General features: G+C 44.4%; 22 protein-coding genes. 8 read left to right on the top strand and 14 right to left on the bottom strand.

What is annotated here, in order from left to right; genetic code table 11:
* Position 1: 1 nt before the first annotated feature.
* Positions 2-3,130: an efflux RND transporter permease subunit gene (locus tag AC59GT_RS01575; protein WP_497236008.1), complete on the bottom strand. Its 3,129-nt coding sequence runs from the start codon at positions 3,128-3,130 to the stop codon at positions 2-4.
* 5 nt (positions 3,131-3,135) lie between these two features.
* The gene (locus AC59GT_RS01570) at positions 3,136-4,269 is read right to left on the bottom strand and encodes an efflux RND transporter periplasmic adaptor subunit (protein ID WP_497236007.1); all 1,134 of its coding nucleotides are present in this window, start codon (positions 4,267-4,269) and stop codon (positions 3,136-3,138) included.
* A 308-nt stretch (positions 4,270-4,577) separates the two neighbouring features.
* Between AC59GT_RS01570 and AC59GT_RS01565 the strand changes: the two genes are divergently transcribed.
* From AC59GT_RS01565 to AC59GT_RS01555, 3 genes are all read left to right on the top strand, one after another.
* On the top strand, positions 4,578-6,332 hold the full coding sequence (locus AC59GT_RS01565; protein WP_497236006.1) for a M61 family metallopeptidase: 1,755 nt from the start codon (positions 4,578-4,580) through the stop codon (positions 6,330-6,332).
* Between the two features lie 172 nt (positions 6,333-6,504).
* Positions 6,505-6,660, top strand: coding sequence for a lmo0937 family membrane protein (locus AC59GT_RS01560; protein WP_117384639.1), 156 nt, complete (start codon positions 6,505-6,507; stop codon positions 6,658-6,660).
* Positions 6,661-6,752: 92 nt separating this feature from the next.
* Complete coding sequence (locus AC59GT_RS01555; RefSeq protein WP_497236005.1) at positions 6,753-7,436, top strand: PAS domain-containing protein; 684 nt, start codon at positions 6,753-6,755, stop codon at positions 7,434-7,436.
* 53 nt (positions 7,437-7,489) lie between these two features.
* Here the strand turns inward: AC59GT_RS01555 and AC59GT_RS01550 are convergent, their stop codons facing one another.
* Positions 7,490-8,557: a branched-chain amino acid aminotransferase gene (locus AC59GT_RS01550; RefSeq protein ID WP_497236004.1), complete on the bottom strand. Its 1,068-nt coding sequence runs from the start codon at positions 8,555-8,557 to the stop codon at positions 7,490-7,492.
* A 326-nt stretch (positions 8,558-8,883) separates the two neighbouring features.
* Entirely contained in the window at positions 8,884-9,837 is a 954-nt protein-coding gene (locus AC59GT_RS01545) for a tryptophan 2,3-dioxygenase family protein (protein WP_497236003.1), read from the bottom strand.
* Positions 9,838-9,963: 126 nt separating this feature from the next.
* Between AC59GT_RS01545 and AC59GT_RS01540 the strand changes: the two genes are divergently transcribed.
* From AC59GT_RS01540 to AC59GT_RS01530, 3 genes are all read left to right on the top strand, one after another.
* On the top strand, positions 9,964-10,380 hold the full coding sequence (locus AC59GT_RS01540) for a DUF1801 domain-containing protein (protein WP_497236002.1): 417 nt from the start codon (positions 9,964-9,966) through the stop codon (positions 10,378-10,380).
* A 163-nt stretch (positions 10,381-10,543) separates the two neighbouring features.
* Positions 10,544-12,631, top strand: a complete 2,088-nt coding sequence (locus AC59GT_RS01535) for a hypothetical protein (RefSeq protein WP_497236001.1) — start codon at positions 10,544-10,546, stop codon at positions 12,629-12,631.
* A 22-nt stretch (positions 12,632-12,653) separates the two neighbouring features.
* Positions 12,654-13,559: a DUF4062 domain-containing protein gene (locus AC59GT_RS01530; protein WP_497236000.1), complete on the top strand. Its 906-nt coding sequence runs from the start codon at positions 12,654-12,656 to the stop codon at positions 13,557-13,559.
* 144 nt (positions 13,560-13,703) lie between these two features.
* Here the strand turns inward: AC59GT_RS01530 and AC59GT_RS01525 are convergent, their stop codons facing one another.
* From AC59GT_RS01525 to AC59GT_RS01495, 7 genes are all read right to left on the bottom strand, one after another.
* On the bottom strand, positions 13,704-13,967 hold the full coding sequence (locus AC59GT_RS01525) for a hypothetical protein (RefSeq protein WP_497235999.1): 264 nt from the start codon (positions 13,965-13,967) through the stop codon (positions 13,704-13,706).
* Positions 13,968-14,010: 43 nt separating this feature from the next.
* A complete protein-coding gene (locus AC59GT_RS01520) occupies positions 14,011-14,421 on the bottom strand; it encodes a hypothetical protein (RefSeq protein WP_497235998.1) in 411 nt (136 codons plus the stop codon).
* A gap of 207 nt (positions 14,422-14,628) precedes the next feature.
* Positions 14,629-15,858: a DUF3570 domain-containing protein gene (locus tag AC59GT_RS01515; protein ID WP_497235997.1), complete on the bottom strand. Its 1,230-nt coding sequence runs from the start codon at positions 15,856-15,858 to the stop codon at positions 14,629-14,631.
* A 13-nt stretch (positions 15,859-15,871) separates the two neighbouring features.
* A complete protein-coding gene (locus AC59GT_RS01510) occupies positions 15,872-16,102 on the bottom strand; it encodes a DUF4266 domain-containing protein (RefSeq protein ID WP_117384648.1) in 231 nt (76 codons plus the stop codon).
* A gap of 4 nt (positions 16,103-16,106) precedes the next feature.
* The gene (locus AC59GT_RS01505) at positions 16,107-17,063 is read right to left on the bottom strand and encodes an FAD:protein FMN transferase (RefSeq protein WP_497235996.1); all 957 of its coding nucleotides are present in this window, start codon (positions 17,061-17,063) and stop codon (positions 16,107-16,109) included.
* A complete protein-coding gene (locus tag AC59GT_RS01500) occupies positions 17,053-17,481 on the bottom strand; it encodes a thioredoxin family protein (protein WP_497235995.1) in 429 nt (142 codons plus the stop codon). The genes AC59GT_RS01505 and AC59GT_RS01500 overlap by 11 nt, the downstream gene beginning before the upstream one ends.
* 98 nt (positions 17,482-17,579) lie before the next feature.
* Positions 17,580-18,539 (bottom strand): helix-turn-helix transcriptional regulator, encoded by a 960-nt coding sequence (locus AC59GT_RS01495; protein WP_497235994.1) that lies wholly within the window; start codon positions 18,537-18,539, stop codon positions 17,580-17,582.
* On the opposite strand from AC59GT_RS01495, the gene AC59GT_RS01490 reads away from it, so the two are divergent.
* Positions 18,526-19,794 carry an FAD-dependent oxidoreductase gene (locus tag AC59GT_RS01490; protein WP_497235993.1) on the top strand — a complete coding sequence of 423 codons (1,269 nt, stop codon included), beginning with the start codon at positions 18,526-18,528 and terminating at the stop codon, positions 19,792-19,794. The genes AC59GT_RS01495 and AC59GT_RS01490 overlap by 14 nt on opposite strands.
* 10 nt (positions 19,795-19,804) lie before the next feature.
* On the opposite strand, the gene AC59GT_RS01485 is transcribed toward AC59GT_RS01490, so the two are convergent.
* A complete protein-coding gene (locus AC59GT_RS01485) occupies positions 19,805-20,227 on the bottom strand; it encodes a hypothetical protein (protein WP_497235992.1) in 423 nt (140 codons plus the stop codon).
* A gap of 115 nt (positions 20,228-20,342) precedes the next feature.
* Positions 20,343-20,939 carry a hypothetical protein gene (locus AC59GT_RS01480; protein ID WP_497235991.1) on the bottom strand — a complete coding sequence of 199 codons (597 nt, stop codon included), beginning with the start codon at positions 20,937-20,939 and terminating at the stop codon, positions 20,343-20,345.
* 167 nt (positions 20,940-21,106) lie between these two features.
* On the opposite strand from AC59GT_RS01480, the gene AC59GT_RS01475 reads away from it, so the two are divergent.
* Positions 21,107-21,607 carry a Crp/Fnr family transcriptional regulator gene (locus AC59GT_RS01475; protein ID WP_497235990.1) on the top strand — a complete coding sequence of 167 codons (501 nt, stop codon included), beginning with the start codon at positions 21,107-21,109 and terminating at the stop codon, positions 21,605-21,607.
* A gap of 102 nt (positions 21,608-21,709) precedes the next feature.
* Here AC59GT_RS01475 and AC59GT_RS01470 read toward each other — a convergent pair whose 3' ends face one another.
* Positions 21,710-22,633, bottom strand: coding sequence for a helix-turn-helix domain-containing protein (locus AC59GT_RS01470; protein WP_497235989.1), 924 nt, complete (start codon positions 22,631-22,633; stop codon positions 21,710-21,712).
* Positions 22,634-22,699: the final 66 nt, after the last annotated feature.

Here is a 22,699-nt window from a genome sequence, read left to right as displayed (position 1 = left end):
CTTAATGTTTTTCAATAATTAAAGGCTGAGGATGAGTTACCGCCGACTCTTCAGGCGTTTCTGCATCATGGTTGATGCGGGTTTTAGATGCAATGATCATGTACATGGTTGGTATAATGTACAGCGTTAACACCAGCGAGAACAGCATACCGCCAATAATAACAATACCCAGCGAAACACGGCTCTTGGCACCGGCGCCTAAGGCCAGTGCAATAGGAACCGAGCCCAGTACTACAGCCAAACTGGTCATCAATATCGGGCGAAGGCGGGATGTAGCCGCTTCAATCACAGCTTCATACTTATTAAGTCCCGCTTCCATACGCTGATTGGCAAACTCCACTATCAATATACCGTTCTTGGTCACTAGCCCTACCAGGGTAATTACACCTATCTGGCTGAAAATATTAAAGGTTTGGTCGAACAGCCATAATGATATGAAAGCACCTGCAATAGCCAGCGGTACGGTAAGCATAACAATAATAGGGTCCTTAAAGCTCTCAAACTGTGCTGCAAGCACGAGGTAAATCAGCAATAATGCAAATAAAAATGCAAAGGCGATGTTTGACGAACCCTCCGCGTAGTCCCTTGAAGGCCCGCTCAGTTCGGTGCTAAAGGTATCATCAAGCAAGCTTTTTGATATCCGGTCCATTTCGGCGATACCATCACCAACTGTTTTGCCGGGAGCCAGTCCTGCCTGTATTGTGGCCGACTTAAACCTGTTGAAGTGATATATAGACGGTGGCGTTGCGCTCTCCTGAATTTTCACCACATTGTCCAGCTGTACAAGGCTACCATTGCTGCTGCGCACGTAAACAGACTTAAGATCCAACGGCTGATCACGGTTAGCGCGATCCACCTGGGCTATTACCTGGTACTGCTTACCATTTATCAGAAAGTAACTCAGCCTGCCTCCACTATAGTATAGCTGCAGGGTCTGGGCGATATCCTGCACGGCTACACCTAAATCTCGTGCACGGTCACGATCGGTTATCACGCGCAATTCCGGCTTGGTAAATTTAAGGTTCACGTCTGAACTGGAGAACACCGGGCTCTTGGCCACCTCGGCAAAAAACTCCGGCAAAACCTTACGCAGCTTTTCAAAATCCTGATTTTGGATAACGTATTGTACCGGCAACGATGTACGCGCGCCACTACCACCACCGCTAATGGTTTGCTCCTGTACCACAATGGCACGTGCATCCGGCATTTGCTTCAACTTACGGTTCATAAAATCAGCAATTTGCTGCTGCGTTCGCGTACGTTCGTCAGGTGGCACCAAACCAATACGGCCAAAACCTGAATTGGCCGAACCACCGCCGCCAAAGGATGGCGACACGATCTCGAGGTTTACGTTCGCCTCAGGTACCGAGTCTGCGACCAATTGGGCAACTTTATCCATATAGCGCGTCATGAACTCGTAAGTAGCGCCTTCGGATCCTGTAACAGAGTAGCGCAACAAACTGCGATCGTCCAGCGGAGCTAACTCCGATGGGGTAACCTTAAACAATATCCATGTAATAGCGAGCGATCCAACCAAAATAACAAATGACACCCAACGTTTCTTCATGAATCTTTGAAGCGATTCGGTGTAAGAGTTTGTCATGTTCTCGAAAAACGGCTCAGTTTTCTCGTAAAACTTTGATTTCTTTTGATCCTTACGAATAAGCTTCACGTTCAGCATCGGCGTTAACGATAGTGATACGAAAGCTGAAATTAATACCGATCCTGCTACAACAACCGCAAACTCGCGAAACAACCTGCCGGTAAAACCCTGCAGGAACATAATTGGCAGGAACACCGCGGCAAGCGTAACGGACGTGGATATTACCGCAAAGAATATTTCTGCTGATCCGGCAAACGCGGCTTGGCGTATGGGCATACCTCCTTCTACTTTTTTGTAGATGTTCTCTGTTACCACAATACCGTCATCCACCACCAAACCTGTCGCTAGCACTATACCCAACAACGTAAGAATGTTAATGGAGTAACCAAACACGTACATGATGAAAAACGCTCCGATCAATGACACCGGAATATCTATCAGCGGGCGGAACGCGATAAGCCAGTCCCTAAAGAATAAATAGATGATGATCACCACCAGCACGAAGGATATTATTAGCGTTTCCTTCACTTCCTCTATAGAGTTATTGATGAAGCGCGTATTATCCAGCGCGACTTTTACCTTTATATCTGGCGGCAGGTCTTTTTGTATCTGTGCAAGGCGCACATAAAAGTCTTTTGCTATTTGCACGTAGTTAGCACCGGGTTGCGGCACCACGTTAAGGCTTACCATAGGAACAAACGATTCCTTTAAAGCAGTTTCCTCATTTGCCGAACCCAATACAGCATAGCCAACATCATTCAGGCGAATAACCCGGTTGCTATCTGCACGTATGATCAGGTTATTAAATTCCTTTTCTGTAGTCAATTTTCCCAGCGCACGTATGGTAATTTCAGTATTATTTCCTTCCAGTTTACCTGCGGGCAACTCCACGTTTTCGCGGTTTAGGGCATCGCCTATGTCTGTTGCAGTGAGACCAAGGGCAGATAACTTTGAAGGATCTATCCACAGGCGCATTGCATACTGCCGCTGCCCCTGAATGTTAATGGCACTTACTCCAGGGATAGTTTGCAAGCCTTCCTGCAGCACGTTCTCAGCAAAGTCGTTCACTTGCATAATGTTCCGCTTATTACTGCTCACCGTCATCGTAATAATATTGTCGGCACTGGCGTCAGCTTTTGTCACTACGGGCGGGGCATTAATATCCTGCGGTAGCTGGCGCTGTGCTTGGCTTACTTTGTCGCGCACGTCGTTAGCTGCGGTTTCTAAGTCTGCATCCAGGTTAAATTCAACTGTGATATTACTCGAACCTACAGAGCTTGTAGAGGATATATTACGAATACCAGGCACGCCATTGATGGCTTTCTCCAGCGGCTCCGTTATTTGCGATTCAATAACATCTGCGTTAGCTCCGGAGTAACTGGTAGATACAGAAATAATAGGCGGATCCACGGATGGGAAATCCCTCACACCTAAAAAAGAATAACCCATAACACCGAATACTACAATAACGACAGACATTACCGTAGCCAGTACAGGGCGTTTTATGCTTACTGAGGATAAACTCATCTTGCTTACTTAATAACTTTAAGAACTTTTAATGGTGACTTTGGCCTTATTTGTATTAATCCAGACACCACCAAACTGTCACCCTGGTTTAAACCTTCTACTATCTGTATCTTGGTGTCAGTGCGCAGGTCGGTCTTCACGTCCTTTGCTGTTGCCACACCATTATGCAACACGTAAACCTTACTGCTTTTAATATCTGGTATAACACATTCTGTTGGCACCATAATAGTTTTTGGTATCTGGTCTAACGTCAGGTTTATTTTCGCGAACGAACCAGCGGTAAGTGTATTGTTCTCGTTTGGTGCTTTTGCACGCACCGTGATAGTGCGCGATGTAGCTTCCAAGGCCGGTTCAACCGCATAGACCGTCGCATTAAAGCTTTTCTGGGAGCTCTCCACCGTAAAGTTCACCTTACTTCCCTTACCTATCAATGGCAGGTATCTTTCCGGGACAGAAAATGTAACCTTTGCCGGATTTATGTTCACCAATGTTGCAATAGGTGTTGATGGGGAAAGGTAGCCGCCGGGGCTTACATTACGTAAACCTATTGTACCTGAAAACGGCGCCCGTATTTCTGTCCGGGCTATTTGCGCGCGTATAACGTCGGCCTGGGCCTTCATGGCATTGTAAGAGGATTGCGAGGTTTCGTACTCCTCTTTGCTAACAGCTTCTTTCTGGTATAGTAATTTGTTTCGGTTGTTAATATCCCGTGCCAGCACCATTTGCGCGTTAATTTGCTGTAACGATGCCTGCAGGTCCTGGTTGTAAACCTTCACCAGCAGCTGCCCTTTGCTTACCTTACTTCCTTCAGTAAAGTAAATGCCGGTAATGTTGCCCGCAGTTTGACTGATCAGATTTACCCTTTCGTTAGCATCAATGGTACCGGTAATATCTATCTGATTGTTTACAGCAGTATCCTTTACTATCATGATGTTAACAGCAACAGGCCCTCCTTTACCGCCGCCTTTACCGCCCTTGCCACCTTTTTCACCGCCGCCTTTGCCTGAACCGCCACCACCACCAGCGCCGCCGGCAACTGCTGCGTCTCGTTCTTTAGCTCTTTGGCTAAAGAATTTATTATAGATCAGAAAAGCAACCAATAGTGCCAGAAGGGTATAGATAATGTACTTTGTTTTCATTCAACGTGCGATAGATAGCTTTGATCGTTTTGTTTTCAGGTTTGCAATAGCTCCAGTCACCGTTTATTCAATGTAATCAACGGCTGCTGTTAAAATACGATTTAATTTAAACTTAAATGCATAAGTACTTATCATACACCATTTACCAGCAAACGCAAAACTAACCGCTGTGATTTTATTTTGATTGGATGTATCAACCATTTTACAACATATGCTATTTTCGTGCACAAAAAGTAAAAGCGAAATTTTTTTAACTTGCACCCATGAAAATGTCTAGACTTGTTGCCCTGGCCTTAATTATTCTTGTTATGAAACTTTCTCCAGCCGGCGCCGCTGTATCTCCAGTAAAAATATCTTATACGTTAACTTTCCCAGAAGCACAGGCGCATTACATTGATGTTGAAATGACTTTGACCGGGTTAAAACAGCCAACGCTTGACCTTAAAATGCCCGTTTGGACACCCGGCTCGTACCTTGTAAGAGAGTTTGCGAAGAATGTTGAGTCGCTAACAGCCACGGCAAACGGTAAGGCTGTTACAGCACCTAAGGTGAGTAAAAATACTTGGCGTATAAGCACTGCAGGTGTTTCTACTGTGGTTGTAAAATATAAACTTTATGCTTTTGAAGTATCGGTACGTACCGCTTTCGTAGACATCACTCATGGTTTTGTATCTACATCAGGTGTGCTGTTGTTCCCTAAAGGAATGTTAGACCAGCCATCTACTATCAAGATTGTTCCGTACAAAGACTGGACAACCGTCTCTACCAGCCTTGAAATGGTTGGCGGTGACCAGTTCACCCGCACTGCTCCAAACTATGACATCCTTTATGATTCACCTATTGAAGTAGGCTACCAGGATGTTTTCAGCTTTGACGTTGCAGGTGTTCAATATGATGTGGCTATGTACGGTGGTGGCAACTACGACAAAGAGCGCCTTAAAACCGACATGTCGAAAATTATAACCGCTGAAGCGAATGTATTTGGTGAAAACCCAAACAAGCATTATACTTTTATAGTACACAACCGTCAGCGCGGCGGCGGCGGGTTAGAGCACCTGAGCTCTACAGTATTGGGAGCGTCTCGTGATCAGTATGGCAGTGAACGCGGCTACCAAGGGTTTTTGAGCCTTGTAGCGCACGAGCACTTTCACCTTTGGAACGTGAAACGTTTACGCCCGATTGCATTAGGGCCTTTTGACTACGAAAACGAGAATTATACCACTAACTTGTGGATAGCAGAAGGCTTTACAGCTTACTATCAAAATATTATACTTAGGCATGCGGGAATCGCATCAACAGAAGACTATCTTGCTGATGCCGTTGGCGATATCAACATTGTAGAAAACCAACCAGGCACAAAAGTACAGCCTCTGGCTGAAGCCAGCTTTGACGCGTGGATAAAGTCATATCGTCCTAACGAGAACTCTTACAATACGCAGATATCTTATTACGACAAGGGTGCTGTGGTTGGTATGCTGTTAGACCTTGATATTATAAATGCTACTCAAGGCAAAAGCTCGCTGGATGATGTAATGAAATACATGTACATCACCTACTACAAAGGCAAAAAACGTGGTTACACGGATGCAGAATTTAAGGCAGGCTTTGAGAAATTTGCAGGCAAAAACCTGGATGATTTTTACGCCAAGTATATTAACGGTTTAGACCCTATCGACTATAACAAATATCTTGGTTATGCCGGTTACAAGATCACAGATCAGCTGGCACAAGGTAATGATCCATCGTTAGGTATCTCTACCGCAGCACAAGGCAACAAGCGCGTTATTAGCATGGTGTTGCGCGGTGGCGCAGGATGGGTAAGCGGTTTAAACGTAGGAGATGAGCTTGTATCTGTTGACGGCACTCCGGTAACAGATTATACTACCATATTAAATGGTAAAAAGGTTGGTGACAAAATTGTTGTTACCGTAAGCCGTGATGGTAAAGCGTACAACATCCCGGTTGTTTTACAGCGTAACCCGCGGGTACAATACAAAATTGAAGAAGTACCAAGCCCTACAGCACAGCAATTAGCTGTTCGTGCTAAATGGCTGAAATTGTAGGTATCAACTTTTCAAATCGAGCCCCTTCAAGTAAATGAAGGGGCTTTTTTGTTGTAAAACAGCCCAGTTGGCACACCCTGTTGTTTCTCCAAACGAAATTTTAGAAAACATTTAGTTGTGTTTATTTATTATATTGATAATTCACTATGTAAACACACTAAAAACATCTACCATGAACTCACTACTTTATACCATCGCCGTTATCCTTATCATTGGATGGGCTATAGGCGTATTTTTCACTGCAGCAGGCAGCTTAATTCACGTATTACTTGTAATTGCAGTTATCGCATTTATATTAGGTATCATCCGCCGGCCAACTGCGGTATAACCATAACAGAACATACAAGGCCGGGCTATAGTCCGGCCTTTTTGCATTTTATCTCATCATCCTAAACCTCAACATATTTCAAAACGAAGTATATGAAGATCCCATTTACTCCTCAATTGCTTGGCGACCTTATAGAAAAAGGATACACACACGTACTTGTTAGCACATCAACCGAGTCATCAACTGGTGAAGAAATTGTTCTTAAACCCGTTCGTCAAAAGCCTGATCTTGACAACCTTCCCGACGGTTATGAAACATTTTACGCGATTACGCGCGAGCCTATGGTAATGGTGTGCGGTATTGATGGCACCACCATTTCGATAGAGTACGAAACCCTTAATAATGACATTACCTCTGAGGACATCTTCAACGACAGTTACTTTAGGATGAGCGAGGACTTTTTCAAGCAAGTATTGGAAAGCCTGGAGGACTATGCGGTATTCACAACCGATAAAAACGGCGATGTCAACAGCTGGAACTCAGGTGCCGAAAAGGTTTTAGGCTATACGGAAGTGGAGATTATAGGTGCTAGCGCCAATGTGTTCTTCACTCCTGAGGATCAGATAAAACGAGCCCATGAAAAAGAGCTTGAGACTGCGTTAAAGGACGGTCGCGCTATAGACGAGCGCTACCACGTACGTAAAGATGGCTCCAAGTTTTGGGGCAGTGGCCTGGTGTTCCCGCTATATGATGAAGAACAGCAGCACCGCGGTTTTACTAAGGTTATGCGTAACCTGCGCGAACGGGAAAAGGCAGAAGAACACGGCGCACCATAAACAGAAAGTCCCGACACCAGAAAGCGTCGGGACTTTTTATTTGATGTGCTGTTCTAGTTTACAATATAGTTCCAGCCGTGAGTATCTGTAGCCTGGCCATACTTGATGGCATCCAGCGTTTTGAATACCTTTTGGGAGAACTCGCGGGTTTGCGGATCACTTAAGAAGTACTCCTCACCCTCATAGCTTATAGAAGCCACAGAGGCTATAGTAGCAGCGGTACCGGCACCAAACGCATCAGTTAGCTTGCCGTTTTTGGCACCCTCAATCAGTTCAGCCACTGACACCTTGCGTTCTTCTACAGGTATACCCCACTCTTTTGCAAGGGCAATAACGGTATCACGGGTAACACCATCTAATATGGTATCTTTAGTTTCAGCAGTAATTAGCACGCCATCCAGCAGGAACATCGCGTTTGCGGCGCCCATTTCTTCAACATACTTATGTTCTTTGGCGTCGGTCCATATTAACTGGTCGAAGCCTTCTTCTGCGGCTTTGCGGGCGGGCAGCATAGACGAACCGTAGTTGCCGGCAGCCTTAGCGTAACCCATACCACCTTCGGCGGCGCGGGTGTACTGCGTTTCAATCTTAACGCGTAATGGTTTAGAGAAGTACGGACCTACCGGACCAATAATCACCATGTACTTGTACGTGGCCGAAGGCGTTACACCCAGGAACGGATCCGTAGCGAACATGAACGGACGGATATACAAGGCATGGTTAGCCTTTGATGGGATCCAGTCGCGGTCAAGGTCTACCAGGGCTGCTATGCTTTGCACAAATACCTCTTCGGGCAGTGTTGGCATGCACAGGCGCTCGGCAGATTTGTTAAACCTGATAGCGTTCTTATCCGGGCGGAAGATACTTACCGTACCATCTGCATGTTTGTATGCTTTAATACCTTCAAAAAAGGCCTGCCCGTAGTGCAGGGCACTAATTGCCGGGCTTAGCTCAATTGGCCCGTAAGGCAGTATCTCAAAGTTCTTCCACTCACCGTCGGCGTAGTCGGCTACCAGCATGTGGTCGGTGAAGGTTTTGCCAAAAGGCAGGTTGTCAAAGTCGGTCTCCTGCAAGCGCGATTGCGCGCTTTTGGTGATCTTTATGTCCAGTGTGTCGGTCATGATAGTACGTATTGATAGGATAATGGCAAGTTAGAAAATTTTTTAGCCAAATAAAGCATTTCGTTTCGCTATGCTGTAAACTGTAACACGAGAAGGTGTTACACCTGATACACTTTTTCAAGCCAAAAAACAGTCATTTAGCTTGCTATCAGGTATTTAACAAAAACCCGTGTTACAGTTTTTGGAACCATGTTACAGTTTTAAGGCAATTTTGGCGTGGTGATACAGGTTTTTAGTAAGTGGTGAGTAGTGAATGGCGAATAGTGAGTGGGAACTGCCTACTAAATATAGCAAACTGCAACCGCAACTGCTACTACAAACTGCTACTACAACTCCCCTACTACCTTCTCCACCCATCCCCTGCCCCAGTTCTCTACTTCGTCAGCAGACCATAACGAGGGGTAGAAGATCCTTTTCTGAAAACGCGGCGGCAGGTACTTCTGCCAGTTAGTGCCGCCCGTGGCCCTTATCTCCTCCGGTTCGCGGTGCAGGTAGCGCACGGCCGATTTATAGTGCGACAAAGGCCAGTTCACGTTTACATTCACGTCCAGCTGGCGCAGCTGCTCTTCGGCGGCTGCCGTGCTTTGTCCGTTATATTTTAGCTGCTGTAGCAGCGCGTTAAAGTTGGTGGTAGTTACGCTTTTGCCCAACTCAATAAAGGTTTTGGCGTACTTTTTCTCGAACTGTTTAAGCGTGAGCGTTTTTTTACCGGTAGAAAGTTCGGTAGCGCCAAACTTCCAGTAAATGTACTCAAACTGCTCTTCCAGCGTGGCGCTGCGCAGGGCCTGGCGCTGGTCTGCCGCTACCAGGTTAATAAAGTCGGTAGCGTATATCTCAATCATGCGGTACTGCCCGCTCTGGAAACCGCTCGCCGGCAGTAACGACATCCTGAACTGCAAAAACTGCTCCTTCTCCATACCATCCACCATAATCTCAAACGAGTTGGTAAGCGCCTCAAAGTAGCGGTTTATCCTTTTGAGCCTGGCGGTAAAAAACTCCGCCGTAAGCGGGGCAGCGGCGGCAATTTGCCTGCACTCGTGCAGGCTCAGCTTAAAGTACAGCTCCGTAATCTGGTGGTACATAATAAAGATCTCTTCATCCGGGAACGGCGTTTTAGGGCTTTGCAGGCTCAGCAGCGTATCCAGGTGAATGTAATCCCAATAGGTCAGGAAATCGGCATGCAGCAAGCCATCCAGGTAGCTGGCCATATCCTGCCCCATAGCCTCGTACTTTTCCTGCAGCAGGGCCAGTTTTTGTTCAATTTCGGGAGAGATGCTCATTAGGGGCAAAGGTAGCAATTTGCCGTATTTTACCCCATACGGCTATAACCACAGCACCAGGCTTTAATTAATTGCATTTCAGCGAAAATAAACCGAGATTAGGTAAACCAAACACCCTTATCACTCATGACCATACCCGAACAGATAGAAGCCTACCTAACCAGCCAGCCACAGGCAAAACGTACCGACCTGCGCGCGCTGCATGCCCTTATGCTGCAAGCCATACCAGGCGGGAAGTTATGGTACGACGACGGGAAGAACAGCGAAGGCAAAATAGTAAGCAACCCCAGCATTGGTTACGGCACCCGCACCACCACCTATGCCGATGGCAAAACCAAAGAATATTACCAGGCAGGCTTAAGCGCTAACACCAGCGGTATCTCGGTATACATCCTGGGCATTGCCGACAAGGCCTATCTCGCAAACACTTACGGTAAAACCCTCGGCAAAGCCACGATAACCGGCTATTGCATTAAGTTTAAGAAGCTGGAGGATATTGATGTAGATGTGCTGGAAGCAGCGGTGAAGGATAGGTGGGGATGACGGGCGGAGGGTAGATTAAACAATTATATAGAGGGCACACGCGGCAGGCGTGCGCCAGCATAGGGCCAACATAAGATTTCCACAAAATCTATGGCGTAAGCATTTACTAAATTCGATCGTGACAAATTATATATTTTGTAAATTGGAGTCCTAATTGATTTAAATGATTGACCTAAAACAACGTGAAGTATTCAGACTAGCCGCAGTCTTGTATTCTGAAAGTAATTATGAAGTAAGTCCTAAGACAATACATCGTAAAATTATTGAATCCGTTTTTATAGATAATAAAAACTCATCCATAAGCATCGACCAAATTGTTAGTGTTATCGAGAATAATTACGGATTCATATTTTCTTATGATGAAGTGCATGATATAGTTGCAAACCAAACGGAAGAGAACTTTCTAATTACATATAATACTCAGAACGAGTTAATGGCTTGTTTAACAGCAAAAAGACGACTGCTGCTAGAATCCCGTCTGAATCAAAATAGTATCGATTACTTTATAGATGAATTCCTAAATATGAATTCAGAAACGTTTTATGCGTTAGACGGAAAATCAATCATTTACAAGTTTCTATACGAAATATTTAACAACAATATTTCGAGCTTTTCAAAACTTATTGACTATAAAAAAGATTTAACTGGAGCCATTAACATTGACGACTCCTTTAATTCGGTCGAAAAACAACTAATTAATACTTTTTTAATCTGGGATAATGATCAAAAAAACAAAGCAATTTTTGACATCTCTAGTTATGCGTTAGAATATTGCCTGATAACAAATAGTGAATCTAAAACGACTTTTCACCTTAAAAATTTAAAGAATAAAGTATTCTATTTGGACACTAATATAATTTTTAGAGCTATCGGTATTAATGGAGATAGCCGTTCAAACAAAACTACCACATTCTTAAATAAATTTAAAGATGCCGGCGAATCTCTCGTGATATCCAGTTTCACAACTGCTGAATACAAGTCAACTATTAAGTATTATATCGATCAAATAAAAAAGAAGAACTTTTCTAAAGTTAACCCTAAAACATTCAATCGCTTCAATAAGGATCCTGAATTTTTTAATTACTATCAACAATGGCGGATAAATCGAAATAATGACAGCCTTGAATATTTTGAATCATACTTGATGTCCGAATATGAGTCATTTAAAAAGAAGTTTGATATAAAAGAAGATTACCAACTTCCTTATAATGAAAAGAGCGACGAAGTAAATAATGTGATTACTGAACTAACCAACGATATATATTCTTTTAAAAACGCCGAAAAAACGACGCCGGTACGCTACGAAACGTGCATATCAGATGCCAAAAATATTTTTTTGATAAAAGAACGTCGTAATGGAAACTTTCGGAACGTATTTGAAACTAAATTCTTTTTCATCTCATCAGATCAAGCGTTAAGACGTTGGGACTTCAAGAATTCCTTATCCACTCCTACAGTACTGCTACCCTCTCAATGGTTAAGTATATTGTTAAGGTATGTCAGAAGAACCAGTGATGATTTTAGAAGCTTTGTTAGCTTTCTAAATCTATCACAAAATGAAGCCAACATCACGAACGAACAACTTCAGTTGATACTAATAGGAATAACTGAAATTACCGCAGACTTCGAAAAGCAATCTTCTATCGTTGAAGTAATGATAGAGAGGAAATTTAAGGGCATTTTGGAAAAGACTGCGTCAGATGATGAGATCATCGAGCGCTCTAGAGAGTTTGCTAAGTCTAAACTTGAAAAAGATTTAGATGAAATATCCCACCAACATCAACAACTCTCCGAAAGTTTAGCAGCACATGTTGAAGGAGTAAAAGCTGCTTTCCACGATATTGAAATAGAAAAACGGGAAAATGAGGAAAAAAACAAAATAATTCAAATTGAGAATCGGACTTTGAAAAAAGAGTTACGTCTAAAATACATTAAGAAGAAAATATTTTGGTGGAGATTACCTGCGTTTTGCCTCATCCCTGTCTTAGCGTGTGTAGTCGCGTTCTATATCCTTATATTCTGCTTCCCAAATTGGCCTTATAATTATTCGCACTATTTAATGATTTGGATAAACTCTTTACCTAAAGATAGCATTGAACATGATCTCTTAAAAGAGTGGGTGATCAATTTGCTATCATTAGGAAGTATAGGTATTTTAGGAAATATAATTCGAATAAGGCTGTTTGACAGCACGAAAAAAGCCGAGAAAATAGCTTCTATTGAAACTCTAATGCCATCCAAATATCTTTAGGTCAAATCAAAATCTTGTATGTATGTCAATGGTATCCAGAAAACTTCAAATATTTGTATCATCAACATTTTCCGATTTGCGAGATGAACGTCAAGTTGCAGTAGAAGCAATATTGGAAGCACATCATATTCCAGCCGGCATGGAACTATTTACTGCTGGTGGAACACAAATGAACGTTATTAAACAATGGATTGAGCAATCAGATGTATATTTGTTGATTTTGGGAGGTCGATACGGCTCACTCGATTCAGATAGCGGGAAAAGCTACACACACCTTGAGTATGAATATGCTTTATCTCTCAATAAACCAGTTTTTGCAGTAGTATTACACGATGACTTTATAAAAGCGAAAGTAAAATCTCACGGACCTGACATGATTGAAACCTTAAACGGTCAATTATATCAATCATTTAAAGGAATAGTAATGTCGAATTTAGTTTCAATTTGTTCCAACTTAAATGAGATAAAACTAGCAGTCATTCGAAAGTTATTAGACTTGGACAGGAATGAAGCTTTGGTTGGATGGGTTAGAGCTGATCATTCTGTTAACACCGGTTTGCTTGCCGAAGAATTAGCAAATCTTTCTAAGGAAAATGCAGAATTAAGAAAGGCACAAGAGCTATATGGCAAAACTTCAACTACGTACAATGGCTTGACTTTTGAAGAACTAAGCACATTATTAAGAAGTGAGGAAGTACCCTTAGCTGCCGAAAATTTATATGAATTTGTCAAAGAACTAGGAAGTTTAAAACTGGAACTCTCCGACTTTCGAAATTACTTCAACTGTAAAAGCGATGAAGAAGAAGATGTAGTTAGAGCTTTGTTACAAAAATATTCCCTTCAGGATAATGATGTTAGATTTACTCCTACGCTAAATCATGTCGGGCAGCAGTTTTATTTAAGAGCACTGGTTACAGACAAACTTTGATTAATCCCCCACGCTGGCGCACGCGTGGCGCGTGTGTCCTATTACCTTCAAAAGGAGCTTTAGCAAACAAATTGTGGCTTAGTTAGTGGAATAGAACAATGATGTATAATAGTAAAAAACAGATCTGATAGCACATTTCATTTTTTATTTTTCGAGGACAATATAAGGCCATCGGTAGCTACTATAGATAAAAGGTCTACCGCCTCTTCTGCTCGTCACAATCGCTTTAATTAAAAACTTTGTTCCAACTTCATAGTCATTTGTAAGTTCCTTGGAACATTCAACCATTATAGATTCTTCAAAAGGCGCTTGATTTGGTAGTGGTCTAATGTGAATCTTTCCATGTAATCCCGACGTTTTAGCGGGCATAAAACTCTCAACGATGATTTCAGTGTATTCTTTTTCCATTACGTATTCGTTTGTATCTTACTGATTAAAGTAACTAGATTCATCACTCCAGCAACTCCTTTAGCGCATTATACCAAGCCTTATCATGCGTATACAGGCCATTAAAATCTATAACCAGGTAAATACATTTGGTGGTTAGCGTTGAGGTATAATATTCTATCCGCAGGGGCTGCCAGAGTATTCCCCTGCTGCGTACCGAGTGGGCAGGGAAAGTATCATCAAACCCCAGGTACAGCTGCTTTATGTCGCTAAGTTTCAGGGTGAGGTCCTCGTCATCTTCCGCGCCTTCAATAATCAGCTCACAATTGGTCAGGGCAATGTTCCCGCTATGCCTGTGCAACGGCGGACTAAACGACATCATAGCCGACATCCTTTTATACTCCTCTGTAAATTCGGCCAGTTCGTGGCTGTAGCTCCACTTTACGGTACCCTGCAGCAGTAGATCTTCAGTCATATAGATAGGTGTTCAGTAGGAAATTTCCGGGAGATAAGGTAGCTAAATTTAACCGCAGTTGCCCGCTTAAACCTCACGTTAAAACTACATAACCGAATACTTCTTCGGCTTAATGCCGTGGTGCTGTTCAAGAAACCTTGCAGCGCGCGTATGGCTTGCGCTGCAAGGTTTTCACCTTAAAAGCTTTATTGTAGTCTGATGATTAACCTACTTAAACTTCATGTTCAGCGTAACAATGTTAGACGTGAGATTGGTTGAACGTACGTAATGCCCGTAACGCAGCTCCAGCATTTTTAAACGCTGCCAGCCAAAAACACCTTTAGGCGGACTGATGCGGAACCCTGCACCGAAGAAGCTGCTGTGCAGGTCGGCCAGGTCATAATCGCTGGTGTAATAGGCAGCACCCGGGTCGTGCTGGCCATAAGCGGCAAAATACCGCGTGCCCTGCTGCGTGTTGTACCGATAGTACGGGCTCACGGATACAAAAGGGGTAAGCTTTACGGGTACTTCCAGTTCGGCAGTGTGCGCCCTGATACCCCAGTTATCCATGTAGTAGCGGTAATAGGTACGAATGATAAAGCGGTCGTCCAGGAAGTAATTTAAACGTGCCGATATAGGTAACTTGTACCTGTTGCCGGGCAGGTTTTCGGCACGCAGGCTGCCGTCGGTAAAGTAATCGCGTTGGTAACGGGTAGAGAGCAGGCCATGCTGATAGGCAGGCTCTACGGTAAATAACGCCTGCAGGCGCGGGTTGATCACCTGCGATACAGAAAACGCGGCACTGAAGGAGTTACGCGGCGCCGATCCGTCGGCACTGTGGTCGCGGTCGTAACTTTGGCCCGGCGTGTACCCCGGGCGAAGCTCTACCGGTAAAATAACCTTCCAGGTATCTAAAAATGCCTGTAAGCGCATATCAAACTGCGTGTTCTTGTTTTTTGATAACAGGGTAAGGTTAAACGCACCCCCTACCGACTGGTAATCATACTCGTGCGAGTACGACGCGGTAAAACCGTAGGCATTGCCGGTAGCTTCGTTACTGCGGGTCCAGTTAAGTGACGGGTAAATGCGGTTATCTGATTTTGACGCTGACGATACGCTGAAAGGATCGATCTTATCTGACGAGGCTGACGAGTAATGATCGATACCCAACTCAAAAAGAAAGGTGTTTTTGCGCCCGCGCTTGTTGTAGTTAGATAATTGTATATCAAAAGTGTTGGCAAAATCGGTTAACCGTTCGGTACCGATACCACCTGTTACCGCCGAGTGGTTACCATCCTGGTGATAATAGGCCGAAACAAAATTGACTTCGTCTATTGTAAGCTTTTGAGCGTGATAGCCGGTGCTATCGGCCTTTGCGGGTACTGCAGGCGTAACCTGCGCATGTGATGCTAAAATGCCCAGGTAAAAAAAGGCGACGTGTAAGTATAATTTTCTCATTTAGCCATTTTTATTAATTACAGCCGCAACCGCCGCCGCTTTTGCCCCCGTTTGCTCCTGATGCACCCTCGCGGTATAGCTGAAAGCTTTGTTCGAACTTTTGAGCCGTGCGCGCGCGCAATTCCATTTCCGAATCGTTCAACCTGTTCTTCTGGTAAGGTTTTACCGACACGCACGACGCAAACGTGCTGCTGCACACAATGGCCAAAGCCAGCAATGCAAAGGTTTGATATTTTACTTTCATGTATTTACTGGTGCAGATTAATATTTTTTGATGTGTACAATCGGTCGTGATCATCTATAATAAGACATGCTACCCCTTTAAGCTGGTTAATTAAGTTTAGCCCCACCTTTACGCCCATTACCGTTACCGGGGTAGCCAGCGCGTCGGCCAGTTCGGCGCTTGGGCATATGATGCTTACGCTTTTAATACCGGTTACCGGCAGGCCCGTTTTAGGGTTAATGGTGTGCGAATATCGTTTACCATCAATAATAGCATATTTTTCATAATTACCAGATGTTGCAATGGCAGTGTTACTGATATTAAGCTTCGAAAAATAGGGCACCTCGCGGTTTGGGTCGGCAATGGCAACGGTCCATGGTTTACCATTGGGTTGTGTGCCCCAGGTTACAAGGTCGCCGGAGGCGTTCACTATGCCACTTTCTACACCGGCTTTTTGGAGCAGCATTTTAGCCTTATCAGCGGCATATCCTTTACCAATCCCGCCGAAGCCAATTCGCATACCGGGCTCTTTTAAAAACACTGTGCTGTTCGGCCTGTCTAAAACAATGTTTTGGTAATTTATCAGGCGTACCGATGCCCTTGCGATATCAGCGTGAGGCAATTGCTTCATATTTACATCAAAGTTCCAAAGACTTTTATCTATAGAACCATAGGTAATGTCAAATGCCCCCTGGGTAAGCTGCGAGATCTTCACCGACCGTTCTATCAGGTCGAACACTTCCTGGTCTACCTTTACCGGGGCAATACCTGCATTTTGATTAACCTGGTTGGTTTGGCTATCATCGCTAAAGGTAGTAAGCAAGGCCTCTATACGTTTTATTTCTGCGACGGCGTCGTCAATACGGCTTTGCGCCCACGTTTCGTCATCGCTTACTACGCTTATCTCGAAATGGTTTCCCATTAAGCGCATGCCGCGTTTAACAACACTAGGTGCAGCTACGGCCTCCCGGTTATTTGCCATGTTCAAACGCCTGAATTTGCGCTACAAACTGCGGGGTAGTAAGGTCCGGGTAGCCGTCCCAGGTTTTTAACACTTTTCCGTTTTCATCAAGCAGTAAAGTAAACGGAAACTTTCCTTCGGCATTATACTTTTCTGCCAGAGCCTCGTTTCGTTTCACCTGCTCTTTACTGAGCTGGTTTTTCTTCAACCGCGGGAAATCGGCGCGTACCAACACCAAATGATCCTGAGCATAGTCATTAAAAGCTGAGGTTTCCAGTATTTCCTTACGTAAACGGATACACGGTCCGCACCAATCAGATCCCGAAAAGTTCACCATTATCATTTTATGGCTTTGGTGGGCCTGCTGCTGTGCCTCATCAAAGTTGCCAGACCAAATGATCTGCGCAAAAAGAAAAAAGCTGATTAATAATAGTTTCATAATATCTTTTATATATGTAGATCTACTTACGTGGAGATGGCCTTTGTGTAAACGAAATACCTCGTTATAATATTTTATAGTACAAGAGTATATATTTTTTAGCAAACCGAATACTTCTTCGGCTTGATGCCGTGGTGCTGTTCAAACACCCGGGCAAAGTGGCTCAGGTTGGTAAAGCCCAGCTGATAGCCAACTTCCGACACGCTCAGGTGCTTTTCCTTCAAAAGCTGCGCCGCCTTAAGCATCCGCACGGACTGGTAGTACTCAAACACGCCCTTACCAAAGGTTTGTTTAAACAGCTTCCGCAGCTTAGGTTCGCTCATACCGGCCTCTTTCGCCAGCGCGGCTATGTTGGGCGGTTGGTCCAACTGCTGTTGTAGCTGCGCCTTTATAGCGTATATGGCTTTAATGTCGTTTATGTGCATGGCGCCGGTGGGTACGGCATCCCGCTGCATCAGTATGGCAAAAATAAAGCACAGCAGCTCCTCGCACTTCAGTTTGTAGTAACAGCTTTCCATGGGCTCCGGAACCGTGCGCAACAGCATTTCGCTAGCGGTATTTACTATTTCGGCAGAGATACCGGTCTCAAATATAAGGTTGTTGCCGGCTTGCAGCACGCTGGCCACCACCGGGTGCTCTATATGCCCGAACATGCTGTTAAGGTGCTGCCTGGACACCGCTATGGTTACGCTGCCAAAGGTGGTATCGCGTGGCATGGAAATAACGGATGATACTGCATGCCGGCAGATGAACAGGTTGGCCTGCTCGGTTAGCAGGTCCTTCGCCGGTTGGTGCTGTACCGGTAGAATTCCGCGCAGCATAAAGACAACATCTTCCTGTCCTTCGGCCAGTTCGCTGGTGCGCTCTACGTGAACGTCCTCCTTAAGGTAGTAGTTCCTGATCATCATGCGCAGGCCCCTCCCCCAGGCAAAGCCGGTAAGGTAACCACCGCCCTTGCTTTCGGGGATGTAGATGAAGCGGCCCTTAACGGTAGCACCTATCGCCTGGGCAAACTTTTGCGCAATGCCGGAGCCGGTGTCGGTAATGGATATTTTCATTCAGGACTATTTTATGATCAAAACGGGCTATTTTAATTACGAATATAGGCAGAGCTTTGGTCTATTAATTCACTTCAACAAAAAAGACATGTTATTAAAAGATAAACAAGTAGCCATAATAGGCGGCGGCCCCGGCGGATTAACCCTCGCCAGGCTTTTAAAGCAAAAAGGTATGAACGTAAAGGTATATGAGCGCGATGCCGACCAGTACTATCGCCAGCAGGGTGCAACGCTGGACCTGCACTACGATAGCGGACTAAAAGCCCTGCGTGTGGCCGGATTGATGGAGGAGTTCAAGAACGCCTACCGCCCCGGTGCCGAAAGGGTGACCATTACAGATAATAACGCTGAGGTGCATTACACCGAGCGCGATGCCGAGCCGGTTACCAACCTGGACGATGTGTACGCCCGTCCCGAGATCGACCGTGGCCCGCTGCGTGATATGCTGATTGCATCGCTGCAGGCCGATACCGTGGTATGGGACTCAAAGTTTTTGGAGCTGCAGGTGAACGGCACCGGGTGGACACTGATTTTTGACAATGGCACCACCGCTTACGCCGACCTGGTGATAGCTGCCGACGGCGCAAATTCCCGCGTGAGAAAATACGTTACCGACATAGCGCGCGTTTACTCCGGCCTTACCATAGTTGAAGGTAACGTGTATAACGCTGCTACCAACGCGCCCCGCTTATGGGAGTTAACCAACGGTGGGAAGGTGTTTGCCCACTGGAACAGTAAAACCATTGTACTAAGTGCCAAGGGCGAGGGCTCACTGTCCTTCTATACTATCACCAAAGAACCTGAGAGCTGGATAAAGTCGCCGGGGATCAACTTTAATCAGAAAAATGAGGTGTTTGGCTGGTTCAAACATCGCTTCAGCGACTGGAGCGATGACTGGCATGAGATATTTGCTAGTGATGAATCGTACTTTGTTCATCGTCCGCAGTATTATTGCCCGGCAAACCAAAGCTGGCAGCCGCTTGCAAACTTAACCCTGCTGGGCGATGCCGCGCATCAAACGCCGCCGTCGGGAGATGGCGTGAACCAGGCCATGCTGGACGCGGTTGATCTGTATGAGTCGCTTTGTACAGAAGGTCACTCCACGGTACCTGAAGCTATTGCCTTCTACGAAAGCAAAATGCTTACCAGGGCATCTGTAGTAACCGAAGAAGCCATGCAGCTTGTAAACGCGATGACCGCAGAAAACAACCTCCAATTCATGGTAGATTTTTTTCACACCAAAAACGAACTATAAGCAACAAATCTCAGTATTTAGTGACGGCGATATACATTAGTACAACGCCCCCAATATAAAAAAAGAAGTGTGCCATGGCTTTAATGTTCGAAGCATTGTCTATAAAGGATTTTACAAAGCCAACATTAGGCTGCCCATAGTTTTGCTGAAACCTCACCTGTTTGTTTACTATAAAATTAACAAAGCCGTATCCGACATTGAACAGGCAAAGGCAGGCAAACATCATCAGGATTATCTTAAGCCAGGTGCCGGCAAAAGCGTCACCGTATCTTGGCCGTATGTAATCAAACCATATTTTAATAGGGTATATAGATGCGCAGAAGATAGCCGGGTATAAGATGAATATCCACTTATTTGCCAGCTTTTTATTAAGAACATAATAGCAATAGGTGAAAACGGTAAAGTAAATGAGGTAGGCTACTATCTTTAACATGCTATTATGTGTTAGGTCAAATCTTAAGCCGATTTAAGCACATTAACAAATAGCAAGAGTAAACAGTTTAGCTTAAATCTTATTTTGATTATAAGCTAAACTGTTTGAGATAAAGTTATTTGTTGTCCAGAACATTTGATGCAACCGTTTTAGAAAGCCGAAATGCCGCAAGCAGGTAATAAAAAGCGCCGAAAGCGGCATACCCGCCCAAACTGGCAATCCCTTTTGTAGGGTCATGCGCCAGAATGATGAAAGACACGCCTGCCAGTACAGATTGGGCTCCGCTGATGATCATCGGCCATTGCCCGCCTAATACTTTTCTTCGGCGTAAACCGAGAATAAACTGTATCAAACCGGTGGCTATTGCCCATATGCCAAAAACTATCAACGCCTCGGGGACTCCTTTTTGCAAAGCAATGCCTGCTGCTACGGCTGTAACGGTGCTGATCGCGGCGTTGATATACTGTGGTAATTTAGAAGAAGAATTACCTTGGTTTGCGCGGATATCCAGGAAGGTGCCAACTACGTCCCAAACTGGATAGATCACCAGCAAAACGCTGGCTGCGGTTGCTGAAGTTTTTGCCAGGAGAGCTACCAGGATAACCCATGTTACAGAAAATGCTGTGCGAATAAAATATAGCTTGCGTAATGATCTTGCAGTTACAACTGCCTGCCCGGCAGCTGCTGCATTGATTGGAGTACTTGATGTCATGATGTTAAAATTTAAGTGCTTTTTGTTGCTACAAATGTGTGGAAGATCGCTCAGCGCGATTTTAACTTAAGTTAAAAGCGCATGTAAATATTGCAGTTCTATTACTATGGAAAGTTTTTACTTAGCAGCAAATAAGCACCTTATCTTAGCTTCAAATTGAAGACGTTATGACTACCAGGAACAACGATGTATATCAACATCTGAAAGATTTTGCCCAACTGAACGATAAAGACCTTACTGATAGCCAACCGTATTGGAAGCCCCGGAAGATTAATAAAGGAGATTTCTTTAATATGCAGAGCATGGTCTGCAATGATCTGGGGCTGATCGTGAAGGGTATATTCCGAATCTATTACCGCAATCCGGACACGAAGGAGGACAAGAACCTTTTCTTTTTTTCGGAAAACCAGTTTGTTGTATCGTTCAGGAGTTTTGTTTCCCGCCACGCATGCTGGTACTTTATAGAGGCAATGGAAGACTCTGAAATTTTCTTTATCTCTTATCAGAACCTTAATAGTCTTTATGAGACACACCCTAACTGGGGAAAATTTGGCCGGCTATTAGCCGAACACTTTTTTTCGGTTGCGCAAACCCGTACCGAGGAGTTTATTTTATTTTCGCATGAACAACGCTATTTAAGGCTGCTGGACGAACACCCAAATTATTGAGCGTATACCGGCTTACCACATTTCGTCGTACCTGGGCATCACTAATCCTTCTTTAAGCAGGATCAGGAAACGTGTCGAGAGCAAAAAGGTAAATAAGGGCACTTAGTTGAAAGATCTCCTGAACTCCAAAGGAGAAAAAGTGGTTTTGGCTTTAAACAACTTATTGAACGATTGCGGGTGCTCAAACCCCAGCTCGTACGCCACTTCACTTACCGACAATGTTGTGGCAGATAGCTTTTCTTTAGCCTTTTCAATAATTTTTGTATGAATAAGGTGCTGGGTATTTTGCCCTGTAAGTGACCTCAGCATATCGCTCAGGTAACTTGGAGATACATTGAGCTTTTCTGACAGATACTGCACCGTAGGTATACCATGGTTTAAGGATTTATTACTGGCAAAGTATTCGTCCATCAGGTCCTCCAGTTTTTGCAGCATTGTGTTGTTTACCACCTTACGAGTTATAAACTGCCTCTTGTAGAAGCGATTGGCATAATTAAGCAGCAACTCAATTTGCGAGATGATAACATCCTGGCTAAAATCATCTATCCTGCTGTTTAACTCCTCTTCAATAATCCCGAAAATAGACATAATCGTCGCCTTCTCCTTGTCAGACAGGTGAAGAGCCTCATTAGCCGAATAGGAAAAGAAGCCGTACTGCTTTATCTTTTTCGCCAGCGGATAGTTCCACAAAAAATCAGGGTGTATCAGTAAGGTGTATTGTGAACAAACATCCCCTTCGTTGTTGCCATGGTTGCCAATAACCTGACCGGGAGCGGCAAACAACAAGCCGCCTTCATCAAAGTCGTAATAGTGCTGTCCATACTTTAGCTTGCCGCCAATACTTGGTTTGTAGGCTATCTTATAAAAAGTAAGCACATGCGGTTGAGGCAATTTAGATGTGATGATGCGGTTAGTGGCTCCGTCTACCAGGCTGATAAGCGGGTGTGCTGGTGCTGGTAATCCAAAGGCCCGGTGCATGTCCGCCAGCGATTCCATTGGTTTAGCGGCTAACTCTTCCTTTTTCATTTAATAAAAATAAAGTAATTATAACCGTAAGCAGCAGCTTCGCCGGTTATAATTAAATTTTAAAAG

The sequence above is a fragment of the Mucilaginibacter sp. 320_HR genome, from assembly GCF_059691875.1.
The sequence above is the reverse complement of the archived record's forward strand: the minus strand, read 5'-3'. Positions and strand labels throughout refer to the sequence as shown.